Below are 17,025 nucleotides of genomic sequence, written 5' to 3' on the forward strand. Positions count from 1 at the left end.
CTCTCTGCGTAAGGTCATCGCTACAAATAGTGACCGAAGCGGGGGTTGTCGTTGTTGACTCGCGCGCAGATCCGGCTCGTGATGGCCGGACTCATGCTCGCCATGCTGCTCGCCGCCCTGGACCAGATGATCGTGGCCACCGCGCTGCCCACGATCGCGCAGGAGCTCGGCGGGCTGGACCAGCTCTCCTGGGTGGTCACGTCCTACCTTCTCGCCTCGACGGCCGGGACCCCGCTGTACGGCAAGCTCTCCGACCTGTACGGCCGCAAGCGGATCTTCCAGAGCGCGATCGTCATCTTCCTGATCGGCTCCGTTCTGTGCGGTCTCGCCCAGAACATGGTTCAGCTGATCGTCTTCCGGGGTGTTCAGGGACTGGGCGGCGGCGGGCTCATGGCGCTCGCGATGGCGATCATCGCCGATGTCGTCCCGCCCCGCGACCGGGGGCGCTACCAGGGGCTCTTCGGCGGCGTGTTCGGCCTGGCCAGCGTCGCCGGGCCGCTGGTCGGCGGCTTCTTCACCGACCACGCCACCTGGCGCTGGATCTTCTGGATCAACCTCCCGCTCGGGGCGGTCGCCCTCGCCGTGGTCGCGGCCACGCTCCACCTGCCCGGCAGGAGGGTGCAGCACAGCATCGACTATCTCGGGGCCGTCCTCCTGACCGCCGCGGTGTGCTGCATCCTGATGGTCACGGTGTGGGGCGGCCGGACGTACGACTGGTCCTCCTGGCAGATCATCGGGCTCGCGGGCGTGGGCGTCTGCCTGACCGTGGCCTTCGCCGCCTGGCAGCGCAGGGCGTCCGAACCGATCCTGCCGCCCCGGGTCATCGGCCATCCCGTGGTCGCGGTCAGCGCGGGGCTGTCGCTGCTGTCGGGGGTCGCGCTCTTCGGCGCCATCGTCTACCTGCCCGCCTACTTCCAGATCGTCCGCGGCGACACGGCCACCGAATCCGGGCTCGCCCTCGTCCCGCTGACCGGCGGGGTGATCGCCGCCTCCATGGTGAGCGGATGGCTGATCTCCAGGACGGGCCGGTACAGGGCGATATCCGTGCTGGGCGCGGCGATCCTGGCCGGCGGCCTCTACCTGCTCAGCCTCGTCGAGGTCGACACCTCCACGGCCGTGCTCCTGGCCTTCACCGTCGTGGTCGGCCTCGGGGTGGGCGGCTTCATGCAGGTGCCGCTGGTGGCGACCCAGAACGCGGTACGGCCCGGCGACATCGGCAGCGCGTCCAGCGCGATCGCCTTCTTCCGCACGCTCGGTGGCTCGCTGGGGACCGCGCTGTTCGGCACGATCCAGATCCGCGCCCTGGAGGAGCAACTGAGCGACGCCGGTCTGCCGGCGCAGGCCGTACAGCTCGATCCCGTCCTTCTCGGACAGCTTCCCGCCGCGCAACTGCGGCAGCTGCTGGAGGCGTTCACTGCGGCGGTCCAGGCCGTATACCTGTGGGCGATACCGTTCGCGGTCGCCAGCCTGCTGCTCGCGCTGTTCCTGAAGGAGATACCGCTGCGCGGGGGCGGGTCCACGCGGCCGAGCGCGGTGACCCTCGCGGTGACCGGCGTCGCCCTCAGCTGGCTCGCCGACCGGCTCGAACAGGGTGGATCACCGCGGCTGGTCGAGGCCGCCGCCCGGCTTGCCCCCGCCGATCAGGCCGGTGACGACGTCACTCGCGCCCGCGTGGCCTCCCGTCAGGTTCTCAGACCGCTGGCCGGACAGATCCTCCTCGCAGCATTGACGGAAAAGGAGAGGAAATGACGCGTTATCTGGCCGGTCTGATCACCGCGACCGCCGCTCTGGGTGTCGGGACGTGGCTGCTGCTCGCGCCGTACGCGCTGGACTACCCGTCCGGCGGCACCGCGTCGGACGTCGACCTGTGGACGGGGGCGGGAGTGTGCGCGCTCTCCCTGGTCACCATCGTGGTGTGGGTGCGGGCCTGGCGAGCCCGGCTCCGCGACGACGGGCTTCTCCCCGAGCGTCCCGTCCCGCAGCCGGGCATGCCGGAGGAGCCGCCGGTCCCCGCCGCGACCGAGCCGACGATCGAAGACCTGCACAGCCTGCTCAAGCCCCTGGTCACCGCGCTGGCGGCCGATCAGCTGGAGTACGCGGCCCGGAAGACCGGCGGAACCACCGAGGAGCGACGATGAGCAGACTGGGAATCATCGGCATCGGCCTGCTCTTCGCGACCGGGATCTGGCTGGTCGCCGCGCCGTTCGTGACCGGTCAGCAACCGGACGGCACGACCTGGACGGCGGCGACGCGCAACGACGTGATCGCCGGCGCCCTGCTCACGCTGCTCGGCTTCGCGGGCTTCTTCACCGCGCTCGCGGGCCACATCGCCGACCTGTACGCCAGGGGTGCCGGGCCGTCCGTTCCCCAGTGACCGCGGAGCGGCCGATCGGCTTCGGTCGAACGCGCGTACACACGGCGAACTTCGCTAGTGACCGCGGAGCGGCCGATCGGTTCGGACGAACGCGCGTACGCACGGCGAACTTCGATCGAGCCGGGCGAACGTGCGCGCGTACGGTGAGGCGACCACGAGCGTTCGATCGAGCCGGGCGGGCGTGTGCACGCACAACGGATCGACCACGCGGCGGTTGATCAAGCCGGACGAACATGTGTACGCAGAGCGGAAACGGTGCTGTCAGGGTTTCTTTCCGCTTTCCCATAGGCTTGGCTGCAGTATTTCGGTCACATGGCCGCGACCTGGAACACGGGGGACACCTGAAGATGGCGGGACGCGGAGAAGGTCCGGACTTCGTCGAGGCGCTGGCTCGCGGGCTCGACGTGCTGGGGTGCTTCGACGCGGATCGGCCCCAGATGAGCCTCAGCGAGGTGGCCGCCGCGGTCAACCTGGCCAGGCCGACGGCCCGGCGGCTGCTGCTCACCCTGGAAGAGCTCGGTTACGTCCGCTCCCACGGCAGCCAGTTCACGCTCACCCCGCGTGTGCTGAGCCTGGGCGTCGCCTTCGTGAGCTCGCTCGGCCTGTGGGACATCGCGCGCCCGCACATGGAACAGCTGGTCAGGAGCACCGGCGAGTCCTCTTCCATGGCGCAGCTCGACGGGTCGGACATCGTCTACGTCGCCCGGGTCTCGGTGCCGAAGATCATCGCGCTCCGGGTGGAGATCGGCACCCGGTTCCCGGCGTTGCAGACCTCGCAGGGCAAGGTGCTCCTGGCCGCCCTGGACACGGACGTCCTCAAGAGCGTGCTGGCCCAGCCCAGCCGGTCCCGTCTTCCCGAGTTCACGCCGCGCACCCGGGAGGAGGTCGAGAAGGAGCTCCTCTCGATCCGCGCCCGGGGCTGGGCGCTGGCGGACGAGGAGCTCGCGCCGGGCGTACGCTCCGTCGCCGTTCCGGTCCGTGACGGGACCGGAGCCGTACGCGCGGCGATGAACGTCACCGTCCACGCCGCGGAGACCAGCCTCGACACCCTCGTCGACGAACACCTGCCCCGGCTCCTGCGCACGGCCGGGGACATCTCGGCCGAGTGGGCGCTCTGGCAGTCCAGGCCACACAGCGAGGTCACCGACCAGATGTGATGTCTCAGGACGTCGGTTCCACGACGTCCTCCATGGTCAGCTGCTGAGAGCAGGTGCCGAGCGGTTTTGGCGGCTGGTCCGAGGTGACGCGGCAGCCGGCACCGTTGTCTGTCAGGACGCGGCGGATCGGGGTGATGCCGTGGTCGGGAAGAACGCCACGGCCCGGTGCCGGAAGGCGACCGCGATCACGGCTCTCCCGTCATCCAGGGCCTCGGTGCAGGCGAGCCGGGAATGCTCGTCGAGCGCGGAACGACCGATCTTCCCGATGTCGGGACCAGCGCGTTTGGAGGCGCAGGCGGCTGTGCTCGGCGTCAACGTTCGAACTTCTCGATGGCCGCCGGGGTGACGGGGGTGAAGAAGTTGACGAGGTTGCCGTCGGGGTCGCGGAACAGCAGCGACCGGTTGCCCCAGGGCATCGTGGTGGGCTCGTTGACGAAGTCGGTGACGAAGCCGGTCAGGTTCTGGTGCACGCGGTCCACGTCGTCGACGAGGAACTCGATGATCACGCTGTGGTTGTCCGCCGGGCGGGCGGAGCCCGGGGCGAACAGCGGGACGGTGCGGGTGCCGGCGATCGCGAGGGTGGCGCCCGCGGTCTTGAGTTCGGCGAAGTCCTCGGTGGCCCACGTCGCCCGCACCCCCGTGGCTCGCTCGTAGAACTCGACGAGGCGCGCGACGTCGCCGGCGATGATGCGGATCGAGACGAAGTCCATGGTGTTCTCCTTGGTTGACGGAGTCGCTGCACTCCGCAGGCTAGGAGAAATAGTGGACAGAATCGGTCCAGTATTCGCATTAGGCTGTGAACATGCCTCGACCCACCGGCCGCGTGCTGACGCTCCTGGAGCTGCTGCAGTCGGGCGGCACTCGGACGATGGCCGAACTCGCCGACCGGCTCGGCGTCGAAGGGCGCACCGTGCGGCGATATGTGGACCATCTGATCGACCTTGACGTGCCCGTGGAGTCGGTGCGCGGCCGCTACGGCGGATACCGGCTCGCCCCCGGGTACCGTCTGCCTCCGCTCATGCTCAGCGACGACGAGGCGCTGGCCGTGCTGCTCGGCTTGGTCGCCGGCCGCCGAGCAGGGTTGATGACGGCGGATCACGCGGCGAGCGAGACGGCATCGGCCAAGATCCGGCGAGTGCTGCCCAAGCACGTCGCCCACCGGCTCGACACGCTCCTGGAATCTCTCGCCTTCACGGATCAGCCCGGTGAGCTCGCCACCCCGGACGCAGGGGTCCTGCTCACCATCGCCGACGCGGTGCGCCACCGCCGACCGGTCTCGATCAGATACACCGACCGCGACGGCCGGCGCAGCGAACGCACGCTGCACGCGTACGGGATCGTCGCCCATTCGGGCCGGTGGTACGTCACGGGCACGGACGCCCGGATCGGCGAGGACCGAACCTTCCGGCTCGATCGCATCGCGGACGCGAGGACCTTGCCCGGCTCATTCGAGGCGCCCGTGGGTCCCGGTCCGGCACAGCGCGTGTTGTCAGGGTTCGCCACGGCTGAGTATCGGCATGAGGTGACCTTGCGGATCCACGGGACCGTTGAGCAGATCCGCGCTCACCTTCCCGCCGGCGTCGCGAGCCTGGAGGAGCACGAGCCCGCGGCAGACGAGGACCGGGCGACCGAGCGCTGGCTGCGCGTCGAGCTACGGGCGGAGCGGCTCGACTGGTTGCCTCCGGCACTCGCCTCACTCGACCGGCCGTTCGTCGTAGAGCGCCCCGATGAGCTGCGCGACCTCGTCATCGCGCTCGCCGATCGCCTCGCGTCCCGCGCCCGCCAAGCCTGACGGCGAGGAGCCGATGTCATGAGATGGCACAACCAGAAGGCCGCCGACCTGGCGCCGCCAGGTCGGCGGCGAGGTCATCGGTCAGAAGGTCAGGACGACTCGGTCCGTCACGAAGTTGCGTCGGCAGTGAGGTCGCCGGTCAGAAGGTCAGGATGATCCGGCCCGTCGCGCTGCCGTCGGCCTGGCGCAGCCACGCCGACTCGGCGTCGCCGAGCGGGGCGATCTCGTGGGCGACGGCCAGCCGTCCGAGCACGGCCTGCTCGGCGATCAGGGTGATCGCCGCGGCGCGCTGTTCGGGGCTCAGCTCGTTGTTGGTGTAGCCGAGCAGCCGCAGCGATCTGCTGCGGAGCGTGGAGGAGTCGATGGGGCAGGTCTCGGCGGCGGAGCTGCCGAGGTTGACCAGCCTGCCGCCCGTCCGCAGGGTGCGGGCGGCCGCCGCGGCCGGTGGGCCGAAGAGCGGGTCGAGCACCAGGTCGACCGGCCCGTCGGCGACGGCGGCGAAGCGCGCCGCCAGCTCGGCGACGTCATCGGTGTCGAGCGCGACGACGGCATCCGCGCCGGCCCGTTTCGCACGCTCCCGCGCGGCCGGTGAGCGCGCGCCCGCCACGACCCTGCGGGCGCCGGCGATGCGGGCCAGCTGGACGGCCGCCTGCCCGACCACTCCACCGGCGCCGAGCACCAGGACCTGCTCGCCGGCGACGAGCTCACCGCGCCAGGTCAGCGCCATGTGGGCGGCGACGGCGGAGAGCCCGAGCGCGGCGACGGCGGCCGGGTCGGCGCCGTCGGGAAGCTCGACGAGGTCCTTCACCGGGATCGAGGCGATCTCGGACATGCTCCCGTCACCCGGGGCCATCCCGGCCGAGGTCGGGAACCACACCGCTCTACCCCCGACGGTCCCGACGCCCTGGACGCCCGGCACGTACGGGGTCCGCGGCAGGCCGAAGTAGGATGTGCCACTCGCGCAGAGCAGGTCCAGCGGGGTGATGGGGGCGGCGCGGACCTCGACCAGCGTCTCGCCGGGCAGGGGGACGGGCGCGTCCCGGTCGACCACCGACGGCGGCCGGCCGGGGCTCTGGATCTCCGCGGCGCGCACGGCTCAGGTGGCGATGTCGGGGTAGGGCATCGACACGTGCGCGAGCCGCCGAGCGTACTCGGTCTGGAAGCCCATCGGCTCGTGGTCGCGTTCGAACATGGCGATGAACAGCGTGAGCGTCAGGAACGGGTGCGCGCCCAGCTCGAACAGCGCCGGGTAGTCGTGGGCGGCCAGGGCCTCGCGCTCGACGTCGTCGAACCGCAGCCAGGTGGAGGACTCGCCGTCTATGCAGTTGAGGATGCGGTTGGCGTACTCGGTCTCCCACATCGCCACCGTGGCCCGCGGGTCCTCGCGGTAGCGCTCGACGAGCTCGGGGTCGCGGTCGACGGTGTACAGGAACTTGTTCAGCAGATACTTGCTCACGACCTGCCTCCGTTCGGGTACCAGGTGAAGTAGGCCTCCATGGTGTGGAACAGGTCGTAGGTGTCGACGTAGTCGGCCTTCCGGCCCTCGCCGGCGACGCCCATCATCAGCATGAAGTCCATGAAGCCGTGGGTGGCGTTGCCGGGCAGGTGGAGGCTGTCGAGGGTGACCTCGGACAGGCAGCCCTCGATGTCTCCCGACGAGATCCACTCGACGGCCTTGCGGTCGAACTGGGGGTCCGGCCCGGTCGGCCCGAACTGGCGCGGCCCGCCGAGTTCGAGCGACAGGTGCCCGGTGCCGATGACCGCTACTCGTTTGTCCTCCGGCCAGGACTCGATGAGCTGGCGGATGGTGCGCCCGAGCTGCACGAACCGCTTCGGCTGCGGCAGGGGAGGGGCGAAGATGTTGGTGTAGATCGGCACGATCGGCAGGTCGTTCTGCGGGCGCAGGGTGATGATCGGGCAGGTGATGGAGTGGTCGATCCGCAGCTCGTTGGAGAAGGCGAGGTCGAATCCGGCGTCCAGGCCCTCCCGCAGCACGTAGGCCGAGAGGTCTTCCTGGCCTTTGAGGAGCATCTTCGGCAGGCCGAACTCGCGTTCCTCGTTGTAGAAGTTCGCGTCGTAGAAGGGAGCCTTGCCGACGAGGAACTGGGGCATGTTGTCCAGCCAGAACTGGTGGAAATGGTCCGAGCCCACCATGACCAGCACGTCCGGCCGCGCCTTCGTCAGGGTCTCCCTGAACGCCTCCACCTTGCGCACCCACTCGTCCGCGAACGGAGGACGGTCGTCCCCGACGGCGGTGCTGGCGCGGTAGTAGAAGGGGTGGTGAGTGGACGCGATCACCGCGACCAGTTCAGCCATGCGAACCTCCATGGGCATCGGCGGGGGTGTAGGGCTCGGGGGCTACGGACCGGTTGTTCAGGTCCACCGACAGGAAGATGTCATTGGCCACCGGGCGGCGTAGCTCCTCGGCGAGCTGCCCGATCAGCCCGGCGGTGCGGGCGAGCAGGGCGAAGCCGCGCAGCAGCTCCAGCGGCAGGCCCAGGTCGGCCAGCGCGGCGCCGCAGACACCGGCCCCGTTGAGGGGCAACGTCCTGCCCAGCACCTGCGGGTGGACGCGGCCGATCGCGGCGAACAGCGACAGGTGCGGTCCGAACAGGTCTTCCTCGGCGGCGATCCGCATCAACCGCGGGGTGCGGGGGTCGCCCTCCTTGTGCACGTGGTGACCGAGGCCGGGGACGAACCTCTTCGCCTCCCGCTGAGCCCGTACGGTGTCCAGGGCCAGGGCGTCCCAGCCGGCGTCGTCGGCCGGCAGCGCTCCGTCGGCCGAGGTCAGCACGTCGTGCAGGAACCGGCCGCAGTCCTCGGTGACGCCCAGGAAGCGGGACCCGCCGCCGAGCAGCCCGGCCGCGAGCGCGCCCTGGATGGAGTCCGGCGCGGAGAGGTACGTCAGCCGGGTCACGATCGCGGTGGGCGTGAACCCGTGGTCGGCCAGCGCGGCGAGCACGGCCTCGAACACCCGGGTCTCTCCCGGCGTGGGCCGTCGCTGGGTCGCGAGCCAGAACGCCAGCTCCCCGAACCCGACCGTGCCCATCACGTCCTCTGCCAGGTCGTGGCCGAGCAGGGTGATCTTCTTCAGGGACGAGGCCCCGAGCGCGGTGGGATATTCCGGCCGGTCGATCCGCTCCGGCCTCTCCGTCTGCTCAGCCACGGTCGTCCTCCTGCGGGCCGGTCAGCCACCTGCGCAACTCCGCGCCGTGCTCGTCAAGCTCGGGTGGTGGCAGAGTATAGGTGACCGGCGTCTCGGAGAACCTGATCGGATGCCGCGTCGTCGGGATCGCGCGGTCGCCTTCGCCGACCTCGACGACGGGGTCGAGCCCGAAGCGCTCCGCCATCGCGAACCCGCCGTCGATGGTGTTGATCGGCCCGCTCGGCACCCCGGCCTCGACCAGCAGCTCGAACCACTCGACCGCGCCGCGCTTGGCGAGCCGCTCGGTGAGGATGGGACGCAGTTCCTCGCGGCGCTCGGTGCGGTCGGCGTTCCTGGCGAACCGCGGGTCGTCGGCGATCTCGGGGATGCCGAGGACCTCGCACAGCTTGCGGAACTGCCCGTCGTTGGCGGCGGCGACGATGAGGTCGTTGTCCGCGGTGGGCAGCGGCTCGTACGGGAACACGCTCGGGTGCGCGTTGCCCATGCGGTAGGGCACGACGTCGCCGGCGACATAGGCGGAGCTGTGGTTGACCAGCCCGGTCAGCGCCGAGGACAGCAGGTTGACCTCGATGTGCTGACCCTGACCGGTGCGGTCGCGGTGCCGCAGCGCGGCGAGCACGCCGATGACGGCGTGGTTGCCGGCCATCACGTCGAACACCGAGATCCCGGCCCGGTAGGGCGGGCCGTCCGGGTCGCCGGTGAGGCTCATCAGGCCGGAGATGGCCTGGACCATCAGGTCGTAGCCCGGCACGTGCCTGCCGGCGCCGGAACCGAACCCGCTGATGGAGGCGTATACGATGCCGGGGTTGGCGGCCTTCACGGCCTCGAAGCCGAGCCCGTACTTGTCCAGCCCGCCCGGTTTGAAGTTCTCGATCAGCACGTCGGCGCGGTGGGCCAGCTCCCGTGCGACCTTGGCGTCGGCCTCGTTGCGCAGGTCCAGCGCGATTGATCGCTTGCCCCGGTTGATCCCGAGGTAGTAGGTCGAGACCTCGTCACGCACCGGGGGCACCCAGGCGCGGGTGTCATCTCCCTTGGGGCCCTCGACCTTGACAACCTCGGCGCCCATGTCCGCCAGGAGCATCGTGGCGTACGGGCCCGCCAGGACCCGGGAGAAGTCGGCCACCAGCACGCCGGACAGTGGCCCGCCTCCGGTCGATCTCTCCGGTACGGCATCGTCTGCCATCCAGCTTCCCCCTGTGTCCGTCTAGTGGACATTCGTCCGCAAAATTGATTCTGGCATATGAAGAACAGGTGTCAAGCAGTTCACCGTACCCCTTGACATTGGCCTAGATGCTCATAAAGGTGGCAGCGAACAGGGTTGACCGTTTGGCGGACATGAGTCCGGTAGATCGGATTACGCTGCGAAACCGGTCGTACACATGGTGAGGAGTTCGTCGATGAGCGAGCGGACCGAGTTCGGGCCCGGGCGGCCCGTGGTGCTGCGGGGCGGCACGGTGCTGCCGATGGACGACAGACGTCAGGTGCTCACGCACACCGACGTCCTCATCGTCGACGACCGGATCGCCGCGGTGGGACCCGATCTGCCGGTGCCGGAGGGCACCGTCGTGATCGACGCGACCGACGGCATCGTCATGCCCGGGATGATCGACACTCACCGGCACATGTGGCAGACCGCCATGCGCGGTTACGGCGCGGACTGGACCCTGACCCAGTACTTCGTCTGGTACTACCTGGAGCACGGGAAGCTCTTCCGCCCGGAGGATGTGTACGCCGGCAACCTGCTGGCCGCGATCGAGGCCGTCGACAGCGGTGTCACCACCGTCGTCGACTGGTCCCACGGCCTGCAGACCGTCGATCACGCCGACGCCGCCGCCGACGCGCTGCAGTCGGTGCCCGGCCGGTTCGTGCTCGCCTACGGCAACATCCAGCAGCCGCCCGCCGAGTGGACCGGTACTCCGGAGTTCCGCGACTTCATCAGCCGCCGGATCACCGGCGACGACATGTTCGGCTTCCAGATCGCGTTCGACGTCACCGGCGATCCGGCCTTCCCCGAGAAGGCCGCCTTCGAGGTCGCCCGCGAGCTCGGCGTCGCGGTCACCACCCACGCCGGAGTGTGGGGCGCCACCGGCGACGACGGCATCCGGCTCATGCACGACCACGGCTTCATGACCCCCGAGACGGTGTACGTGCACGCCGCCTCGCTCTCCGCGGACTCCTACCACCGCATCGCCGCCACCGGCGGCTCCATCTCGGTCTCCACCGAGAGCGAGCAGAGCGCCGGCCAGGGCTACCCGCCCACCTGGGCCATCCGCGCCCACGACATCCCGGTCTCGCTCTCGATGGACACCAGCGTCTGGTGGAGCGGTGACCTGTTCTCCGCCATGCGCACCACGCTCGGCGCCGACCGTTCCCGCGAGCACATGCAGGCGCACGCCAAGGGCGACACCGTCACGCACGGCAGCCTGCGCGCCGAACAGGTCGTCGACTGGGCCACCCGCGGCGGGGCCCGCGCCCTCGGCCGCGACCATGAGCTCGGCAGCATCGAGGCCGGGAAGAAGGCCGACGTCGTCCTCATCAAGAACGAGCACTCGCCCGTCTCCTTCCCGCTGCTCAATCCCTTCGGGCACGTCGCGTTCCAGGCCCAGCGCGGGGACGTGCACACCGTCGTCGTCAACGGCCGCGTGGTGAAGCACGAGCACCGCCTGGTCGACGTCGATCTCGCCGCGGCCCGCCGCCGGATCGAGCAGACCGTTGATCACCTGCGGTCGACGATGGGGGAAGAGGCATGGCAGAAGGGGATGAACCCCGACATCCCCGAAACCACCATCCTCGACAATCCCTACACCTACACCGACTATCACAGCTCCTCCACGCACAGCCAATGAGCACGGCCGATCGGGCCGATGTCAGTCCAGGCCGGGTGCGTGGCGCGGGCGCAGGGCGTGGGCGCGCAGCGCGGCCCTGGCGGCGACGGCGCCCTGCGAGGTGAGTGCGAAGGGGGCGTCGAACGAGCGCGCGGGGTGATGACAGTCGAGTGCCCACAGCCGGTGACGCAGGACGGCCAGCTCCTCGCGGACCGACTGGGCAAGTCCGCCGGAGGTGTCCCACTCCTGACCGAGGACCTCGACCGTGTCCCGCTCGAGGTCCTCGGCGTTCATGGGGCCGTGGACGGTGAGCAGCATCAGCATGACCTCCCGGGCGGTGACGGTGAACGCGTGTCCCTGGCCGATCACGGCCGAGACCGCCGTGTTCCACAGCAGGGTCTCGTCGGCGAGCATGCGGCGGCCCAGCGGGGTGAGGACGAGCTGCTTGCCGGTACGGCGGACCGCCTTCATCTCCCTGGTGGCCAGCTCGCGAATGCTCTGCAGGGGAAAGACGTCGAACTCACGGGTGAGGGTGCCCGCCAGGAGTTCGCGCCAGCCGAACAGGTCGACGGCCTCGGTGACCAGTCGCGGGATGATGTAGTGCCGCTCGGTGAGCGGCAGCCCGTCGGCGGCCTTGTCCAGCAGCCAGCGCAACAGCGTGAACGCGCCGGGCGGGGCGATGACGGGTTCCCGCAGCTGGGAGACGACCGCCCGGCACAGTTCGGCTCTGCGCCGGTTGCGCGGTCGAGTCCAGGTCGCCAGGCGTTCGGCGTGGACCCGCTCCAGCCAGGATCCGCCGGGCCGGGGCGCGGTCAGGTGGCGCTCCACCACCGCTGCCCGCCTCTTCTCCCAGCCGCGTGCCCCGACTCGAAGATCACCGGACGCGATGGCCAGCTCGATGGCGGCCGAGGCGGCGTGGTGGGCGGCGCTCTCCTGGGCGCCGCTGAAGTCGCCCCAGGCCAGCACCCCGGTGTCGGGCGGAATCAGGCCCGTCTCGTGCAGCGCGGCGCGATAGGCGTCCCGGCCCGCGTCCGTTCCCTCGATGGCGTAGACGGCCATCAGGTCCCTGGTCGTGGCGGAGGTGCAGATCCCGGCGTAGCGATCAAGGCCCACCAGGGTGAAGAAGCGGCCCAGCGCGGTGGTCACCCGTTCGGGATCGTCGACGAGCCAGGTGGTAGGAAGCGTGTCCCAGAGGAACTCACACAGCCGTAGCGCGGTGATCGCCTCCAGGCCGTCCTCGCCGGTCAGCGCGCTGAGCGCGGCTTCGACGAGGCCGACCGCCTCATCTCCCTGCTCGCGGCGTAACCCGGCGAGAGCTTCCCGTTCCATCTGCATGCTCTTCAGTGTGCCCTCCTGGGCGATTTCTCACAGGCCGGGGGCCGATCCGTGCGACGAGGCCGCCTGCGGCGACGAAGGCGCCCGGCCCGGCGGTGTTGGTCAGGTGTTGGTCAGGTGTTGGTCAGGTGTCCTTACCCCCGGAATTCCGTCACGCCGAGCCGTTCTGGTCCGCGGGTCCCGCGGCGTTGAGGGCCTGCTCGAAGGCGACGTACGCGTCCGGCGTGAACAGGACGAACCGCACGTCCACCACCCGTGTCGGAGTGGCGCGTACGGTGTCGACCGCGATGCGGGCGGCCTCGGCCATCGGCCAGCGGTAGATCCCGGTGGACACCGCGGGGAAGGCGACGCTGGTCGCGCCGAGTTCGTCGGCGGCCCGGAGCGACTCCCGGTAGCAGGAGGCCAGCAGTTCCGAGCGGTCTTCCGCGGCGGAGAAGACGGGGCCGACGGTGTGGATCACCCAGCGGGCCGGGAGTTCACCCGCCGTGGTCGCCACGGCCCGGCCCGTCGGAAGCCCCTTGCCATAGTGCGAGGCGCGGAGTTTCCGGCAGGCGTCGAGGATGGCGGGGCCGCCGCGCCGGTGGATCGCCCCGTCGACTCCGCCGCCGCCCAGGAGCGAGGAGTTGGCCGCGTTGACGACGGCGTCGACGTCCTGCCCGGTGATGTCTCCCTGTACCAACGTGATCCTCATAAAATGTGCCCTTTCACAATGTTTGTTCCTTTTGTGTTAAATCTGACCTTTGGTCATATGCGGCCTGACAGGTTGAGGCAAAGATTGCCGCTGGCCCCCGATGTCGTGGCGCCGCCTCGCTCCACAGGCCCGTCCCCCCACATGATCTTCGTCACAGCGAAACATCAAACGCCCCATAAGTGCGTATTCTGCGCATTGATCGCTATCCACGTATGGCAGAAGGCCCTCGTGATCTGACAGGTCGCGAGGCCTTTCTTCGCCATGCCCTGCCTTCTGCAGTGCCCCCTTTTCGACGGGCAACGCTGCTGCCCGAGATCCGGGTACGGAGCGCCGTCCGTCGCGTTGAAACGGAGACCCCCCATGCGGCAACGCCGTCGTACCGCTCACGGCGCGCTCGTCCTCGCGTTCGTGGCCGCCTTCGTGGGCAGCCCCAGCATCGCTGCCGCCGAACCGGCCCCGACCCCGGCCCCGCCCCCGGTTCCGCTGGGCGTGGCACAGGACACCTCACCGGACTCCGGCGAGGCGACCGCCAGGACGGTGACCCTGATCACCGGCGACAGGGTCACCTCCTTCGGAGGCCGGATCACGGTGAAACCCCGCCACGGCGTGCAGTTCCTGCGCTACGGCGACGGCAAGCACCAGTACGTCATGCCCAGCGACGCGATCGCCCTGCTCCGGGCCGACCGCCTCGACCGCCGGCTGTTCGACGTGGAGGAACTGCTCGCCGGCGACTACGACCGGCTGCCCGACCTGCCGCTGATCGTGTCGGACTCCTCGGCCACGCGAGGGCTGACGGCCGGCCGCCGGCTCGCGGCGGTCGACGGGTTCGCGGCCAAGACGCCGACCGCCGACCTCGCGAAGAACTGGCCGGCCCTGCGGACCTCCCTGACCACCGGGAAGGTCTGGCTGGACGGGCAGCGCGCCCTCTCGCTCGACGTCAGCGTGCCGCGGACGGGTGCCCCGGTCGCGTGGGCCGAGGGCCTGGACGGCACCGGGACGACGGTCGCGGTGCTCGACAGCGGCATCGACGACACCCACCCGGATCTCGTCGGGAAGGTCGCGGGACGGAAGAACTTCGTCACGGGCTACGAGGGCGACAACGACCTGAACGGGCACGGCACCCACGTCGCCTCGACCGTCGCCGGCTCCGGAGCGGCGTCCGGCGGCAGGAACCGGGGCGTCGCACCGGGTGCGACGCTGCTCGACGGGAAGGTCTGCTTCAACTACTTCGGCCAGGGGGCCTGCCCCGAGTCGTCGATCCTCGAAGGCATGCAGTGGGCCGCCGCGTCCGGCGCCAAAGTGATCAACATGAGCCTCGGCGCCCCGGACAGTCCGGGCGTCGACCCGCTGGAGCAGGCGGTCAACGACCTCACCGCCGAGTACGGCGCGCTGTTCGTGATCGCGGCGGGCAACGACGGCGTCCCGCAGTCGATCGGGTCCCCGGCGTCCGCGGACGCGGCCCTGGCGGTCGGCGCCGTCACCAAGACCGGTGTGGTGGACTACTACTCCAGTCGCGGCCCGCGCCTCGACGACTACGGCGTCAAGCCGGAGATCACCGCTCCGGGCACGGACATCGTCGCCGCCCGCAGCACGTACACCGAGGACGGCCGGCCCGGCGAACCGTACATCGCACACTCCGGCACGTCGATGGCCACGCCGCACGTGGCAGGGGCCGCCGCGATCATCACCCAGGCGCACCCGCAGTGGACGGCCGAGCAGCGCAAGTCGGCGCTGGTGGGCTCCGCCAGGCCGAGTCCGGACTTCGACGTGTTCGCCCAGGGCGGCGGCGAGCTGGACATCGTGCGGGCGCTGAAGCAGCCCGTCAGCACCTCGCCCGCCTCGGTCAACCTTGGTTTCCAGGCGTTCCCGCAGGGTGACGAGGACGTCGCGCGCACCGTGACGTACCGCAACACGGCCGCCGCGCCGGTCACGCTGAACCTCGCCCTGAACGGCGACGCCCCGTCCGGTCTCTTCTCGCTCGGCGCCACCTCGGTGACCGTGCCGGCCGGTGGAGAGGCGTCGGTGGAGTTGAGCGCCGACCTCGATGCCGCGGGGAGCACGTACGGCGTCTTCTCGGGCCGGTTGACGGCGACGGCCGAGGGCATCGCCGTGCAGACGCCGTTCAGCGTCTTCCGGGAGGAGCCGAGCGCGGACCTCAAGGTGAGCGCGCTCGACCGCGCCGGAGCACCGGCGGCGGGGTCGGTCACGATGATCGCCAATCACAGGACCGAGCAGACGTTCTACACGATGGAGCCGGAGGCGACGTTCCGCGTGCCGATGGGCACCTACTTCGCGGCCACGCTGGCCACCGGCGACGACGGCACGTCGACGCTGGTCTCCAACCCGAACCTGGTGGTCACCAAGGCGGTAAGCCTCGTCATGGACGGCCGGAAGGCGCGTCCCGTCGACGTCACCATGCCGGAGAGAAGCGCGGCACCGGTGGAGGTGTCGGTGTCCGCGGAACAGTCGGGCGAGATCCGCAGCATGATCGCGGGCATCTCCGGTGACGATCCCGGCGCGCTGTACACCGCGGACCTGGGGACGAAGAAGGCCTCCGGGTTGACGACCCTGGTGAGCGCGCTGTTCGCCAAGCCGGACGGCAAGGGCGGTTTCAGCGGCAGCCCGTACACCTACCAGGCCGGATGGCACCACACCGGATCGTTCACCACCGGCTTCACCGAGCACGTCAAGCAGAAGGAGCTGGCGACGGTCCGCGCCGAGTACGCGGCCAACACGACCAACGCGGCGGGCAGCGTGGGGTGGCGGAGCAACACCCCGATCGTCCCCGGCATCAAGTATCCGGTCGGCGTCGAGCTGCCGGGCATCCCCCTGCCGGGGACGCGTACGGAGTACTACGTGGGCAACACCGCCTGGGAGTCGATCGTCCAGGAGGGGATCGAGGGGGCGGACTTCCCGACGCTCCTCGCTCAGCTGGGCAGACCGGCGACAACCCGTGCCGCCGGCCGTAAGGACACCGAGCGCTGGAACGGAGCCGTGCACGGTCTCCCGATGACCCCGGCGTACCCGGAATATCCGATCGTCGAACGGCGGGTGGACGAGCTGCTGCTGCGGCTCGGCGGCTACGCGGACGCCGAGGGTCACCTCGGTTACTCGGAGGCCGACGGCGTGGGCGGGCGGATCGCCGTCTACCGTGACGGCAAACTGGTGGGGGAGCGCGAGGGCGCCTACGCCGGGTTCGACATGGATCCCGGAAAGGCCCGCTACCGGCTGGAGTACAGCGTCACGGCGCCCTCCCTGCGGCTGTCCACGCGGCGCGACACCGTGTGGGAGTTCGACTCGGCGCACAACGCGTCGAGCGTGGCCCTGCCGCTCACCGCGATCGGCTTCGCCCCGGACCTCGACCTCACCAACACCGCGAAGGCCGGTCGGGTCATGACGATCCCGATCACCTTCACCCGGCAGGCCACCGCGGGCAAGGTGCGCAAGGTCGACGTTGACGTGTCGTTCGACGACGGCGCCACCTGGCAGAAGGCCCCGGTCGTCCAGCTCCTCGGCACGTCGAGCGCCGTGGTCCGGAACCCGGGCGGGCCCGGCTACGTGTCGCTGCGCGGGCACGTGGTCGACTCGGCCGGGAACAAGGTCACCATGACCGTGATCCGGGCGTACGCGACCAAGTAGCGGCATGACGTCGGAGGCCGTGTTCGCGACGTCGAACACGGCCTCC

General features: G+C 70.2%; 16 protein-coding genes. 7 read left to right on the forward strand and 9 right to left on the reverse strand.

The genetic code is table 11. The features are described from left to right. Positions 1–54 precede the first annotated feature (54 nt). From DKM19_RS10505 to DKM19_RS10520, 4 genes are all read left to right on the forward strand, one after another. Positions 55–1,749, forward strand: a complete 1,695-nt coding sequence (locus DKM19_RS10505; RefSeq protein WP_162641412.1) for an MDR family MFS transporter — start codon at positions 55–57, stop codon at positions 1,747–1,749. Further along, complete coding sequence (locus DKM19_RS10510) at positions 1,746–2,138, forward strand: hypothetical protein (protein WP_110695535.1); 393 nt, start codon at positions 1,746–1,748, stop codon at positions 2,136–2,138. The genes DKM19_RS10505 and DKM19_RS10510 overlap by 4 nt, the downstream gene beginning before the upstream one ends. Then, entirely contained in the window at positions 2,135–2,374 is a 240-nt protein-coding gene (locus tag DKM19_RS10515; RefSeq protein ID WP_089205259.1) for an SPW repeat protein, read from the forward strand. Before DKM19_RS10510 ends, DKM19_RS10515 begins: the two co-directional genes overlap by 4 nt. A gap of 347 nt (positions 2,375–2,721) precedes the next feature. Next, entirely contained in the window at positions 2,722–3,531 is an 810-nt protein-coding gene (locus tag DKM19_RS10520) for an IclR family transcriptional regulator C-terminal domain-containing protein (protein WP_110695536.1), read from the forward strand. Positions 3,532–3,642: 111 nt separating this feature from the next. Here DKM19_RS10520 and DKM19_RS10525 read toward each other — a convergent pair whose 3' ends face one another. Together DKM19_RS10525 and DKM19_RS10530 are read right to left on the reverse strand one after the other, a co-directional pair. Next, complete coding sequence (locus DKM19_RS10525; RefSeq protein WP_110695537.1) at positions 3,643–3,846, reverse strand: hypothetical protein; 204 nt, start codon at positions 3,844–3,846, stop codon at positions 3,643–3,645. Beyond that, positions 3,843–4,241: a VOC family protein gene (locus tag DKM19_RS10530; RefSeq protein WP_110695538.1), complete on the reverse strand. Its 399-nt coding sequence runs from the start codon at positions 4,239–4,241 to the stop codon at positions 3,843–3,845. Before DKM19_RS10530 ends, DKM19_RS10525 begins: the two co-directional genes overlap by 4 nt. Positions 4,242–4,333: 92 nt before the next feature. Here DKM19_RS10530 and DKM19_RS10535 point away from each other — a divergent pair, with 92 nt between their 5' ends. Next, positions 4,334–5,323 carry a YafY family protein gene (locus DKM19_RS10535; protein ID WP_110705627.1) on the forward strand — a complete coding sequence of 330 codons (990 nt, stop codon included), beginning with the start codon at positions 4,334–4,336 and terminating at the stop codon, positions 5,321–5,323. A 139-nt stretch (positions 5,324–5,462) separates the two neighbouring features. On the opposite strand, the gene DKM19_RS10540 is transcribed toward DKM19_RS10535, so the two are convergent. From DKM19_RS10540 to DKM19_RS10560, 5 genes are read right to left on the reverse strand one after another with little or no spacing between them, the layout of a single operon-like run. Further along, the gene (locus DKM19_RS10540; RefSeq protein ID WP_110695539.1) at positions 5,463–6,416 is read right to left on the reverse strand and encodes a zinc-binding alcohol dehydrogenase family protein; all 954 of its coding nucleotides are present in this window, start codon (positions 6,414–6,416) and stop codon (positions 5,463–5,465) included. A gap of 3 nt (positions 6,417–6,419) precedes the next feature. Beyond that, positions 6,420–6,779, reverse strand: coding sequence for a hypothetical protein (locus DKM19_RS10545; RefSeq protein ID WP_110695540.1), 360 nt, complete (start codon positions 6,777–6,779; stop codon positions 6,420–6,422). Beyond that, positions 6,776–7,639: an extradiol ring-cleavage dioxygenase gene (locus tag DKM19_RS10550; protein WP_110695541.1), complete on the reverse strand. Its 864-nt coding sequence runs from the start codon at positions 7,637–7,639 to the stop codon at positions 6,776–6,778. The genes DKM19_RS10545 and DKM19_RS10550 overlap by 4 nt, the downstream gene beginning before the upstream one ends. Then, positions 7,632–8,489 (reverse strand): citryl-CoA lyase, encoded by an 858-nt coding sequence (locus tag DKM19_RS10555; RefSeq protein ID WP_239514185.1) that lies wholly within the window; start codon positions 8,487–8,489, stop codon positions 7,632–7,634. Before DKM19_RS10555 ends, DKM19_RS10550 begins: the two co-directional genes overlap by 8 nt. After that, positions 8,482–9,672 (reverse strand): CaiB/BaiF CoA-transferase family protein, encoded by a 1,191-nt coding sequence (locus DKM19_RS10560; RefSeq protein WP_110695542.1) that lies wholly within the window; start codon positions 9,670–9,672, stop codon positions 8,482–8,484. The genes DKM19_RS10555 and DKM19_RS10560 overlap by 8 nt, the downstream gene beginning before the upstream one ends. A 214-nt stretch (positions 9,673–9,886) precedes the next feature. Between DKM19_RS10560 and DKM19_RS10565 the strand changes: the two genes are divergently transcribed. Then, on the forward strand, positions 9,887–11,335 hold the full coding sequence (locus DKM19_RS10565; protein WP_110695543.1) for an amidohydrolase family protein: 1,449 nt from the start codon (positions 9,887–9,889) through the stop codon (positions 11,333–11,335). A 21-nt stretch (positions 11,336–11,356) separates the two neighbouring features. Here the strand turns inward: DKM19_RS10565 and DKM19_RS10570 are convergent, their stop codons facing one another. Both DKM19_RS10570 and DKM19_RS10575 read right to left on the reverse strand, forming a co-directional pair. Further along, a complete protein-coding gene (locus tag DKM19_RS10570) occupies positions 11,357–12,643 on the reverse strand; it encodes a hypothetical protein (RefSeq protein ID WP_162641414.1) in 1,287 nt (428 codons plus the stop codon). A 157-nt stretch (positions 12,644–12,800) separates the two neighbouring features. Further along, positions 12,801–13,340, reverse strand: coding sequence for an O-acetyl-ADP-ribose deacetylase (locus DKM19_RS10575; RefSeq protein ID WP_110695545.1), 540 nt, complete (start codon positions 13,338–13,340; stop codon positions 12,801–12,803). A gap of 360 nt (positions 13,341–13,700) precedes the next feature. Here DKM19_RS10575 and DKM19_RS10580 point away from each other — a divergent pair, with 360 nt between their 5' ends. Further along, on the forward strand, positions 13,701–16,979 hold the full coding sequence (locus DKM19_RS10580; protein WP_110695546.1) for a S8 family serine peptidase: 3,279 nt from the start codon (positions 13,701–13,703) through the stop codon (positions 16,977–16,979). Positions 16,980–17,025: the final 46 nt, after the last annotated feature.

It is taken from the genome of Streptosporangium sp. 'caverna', assembly GCF_003203775.1.
Lineage (GTDB): Bacteria > Actinomycetota > Actinomycetes > Streptosporangiales > Streptosporangiaceae > Streptosporangium > Streptosporangium subroseum.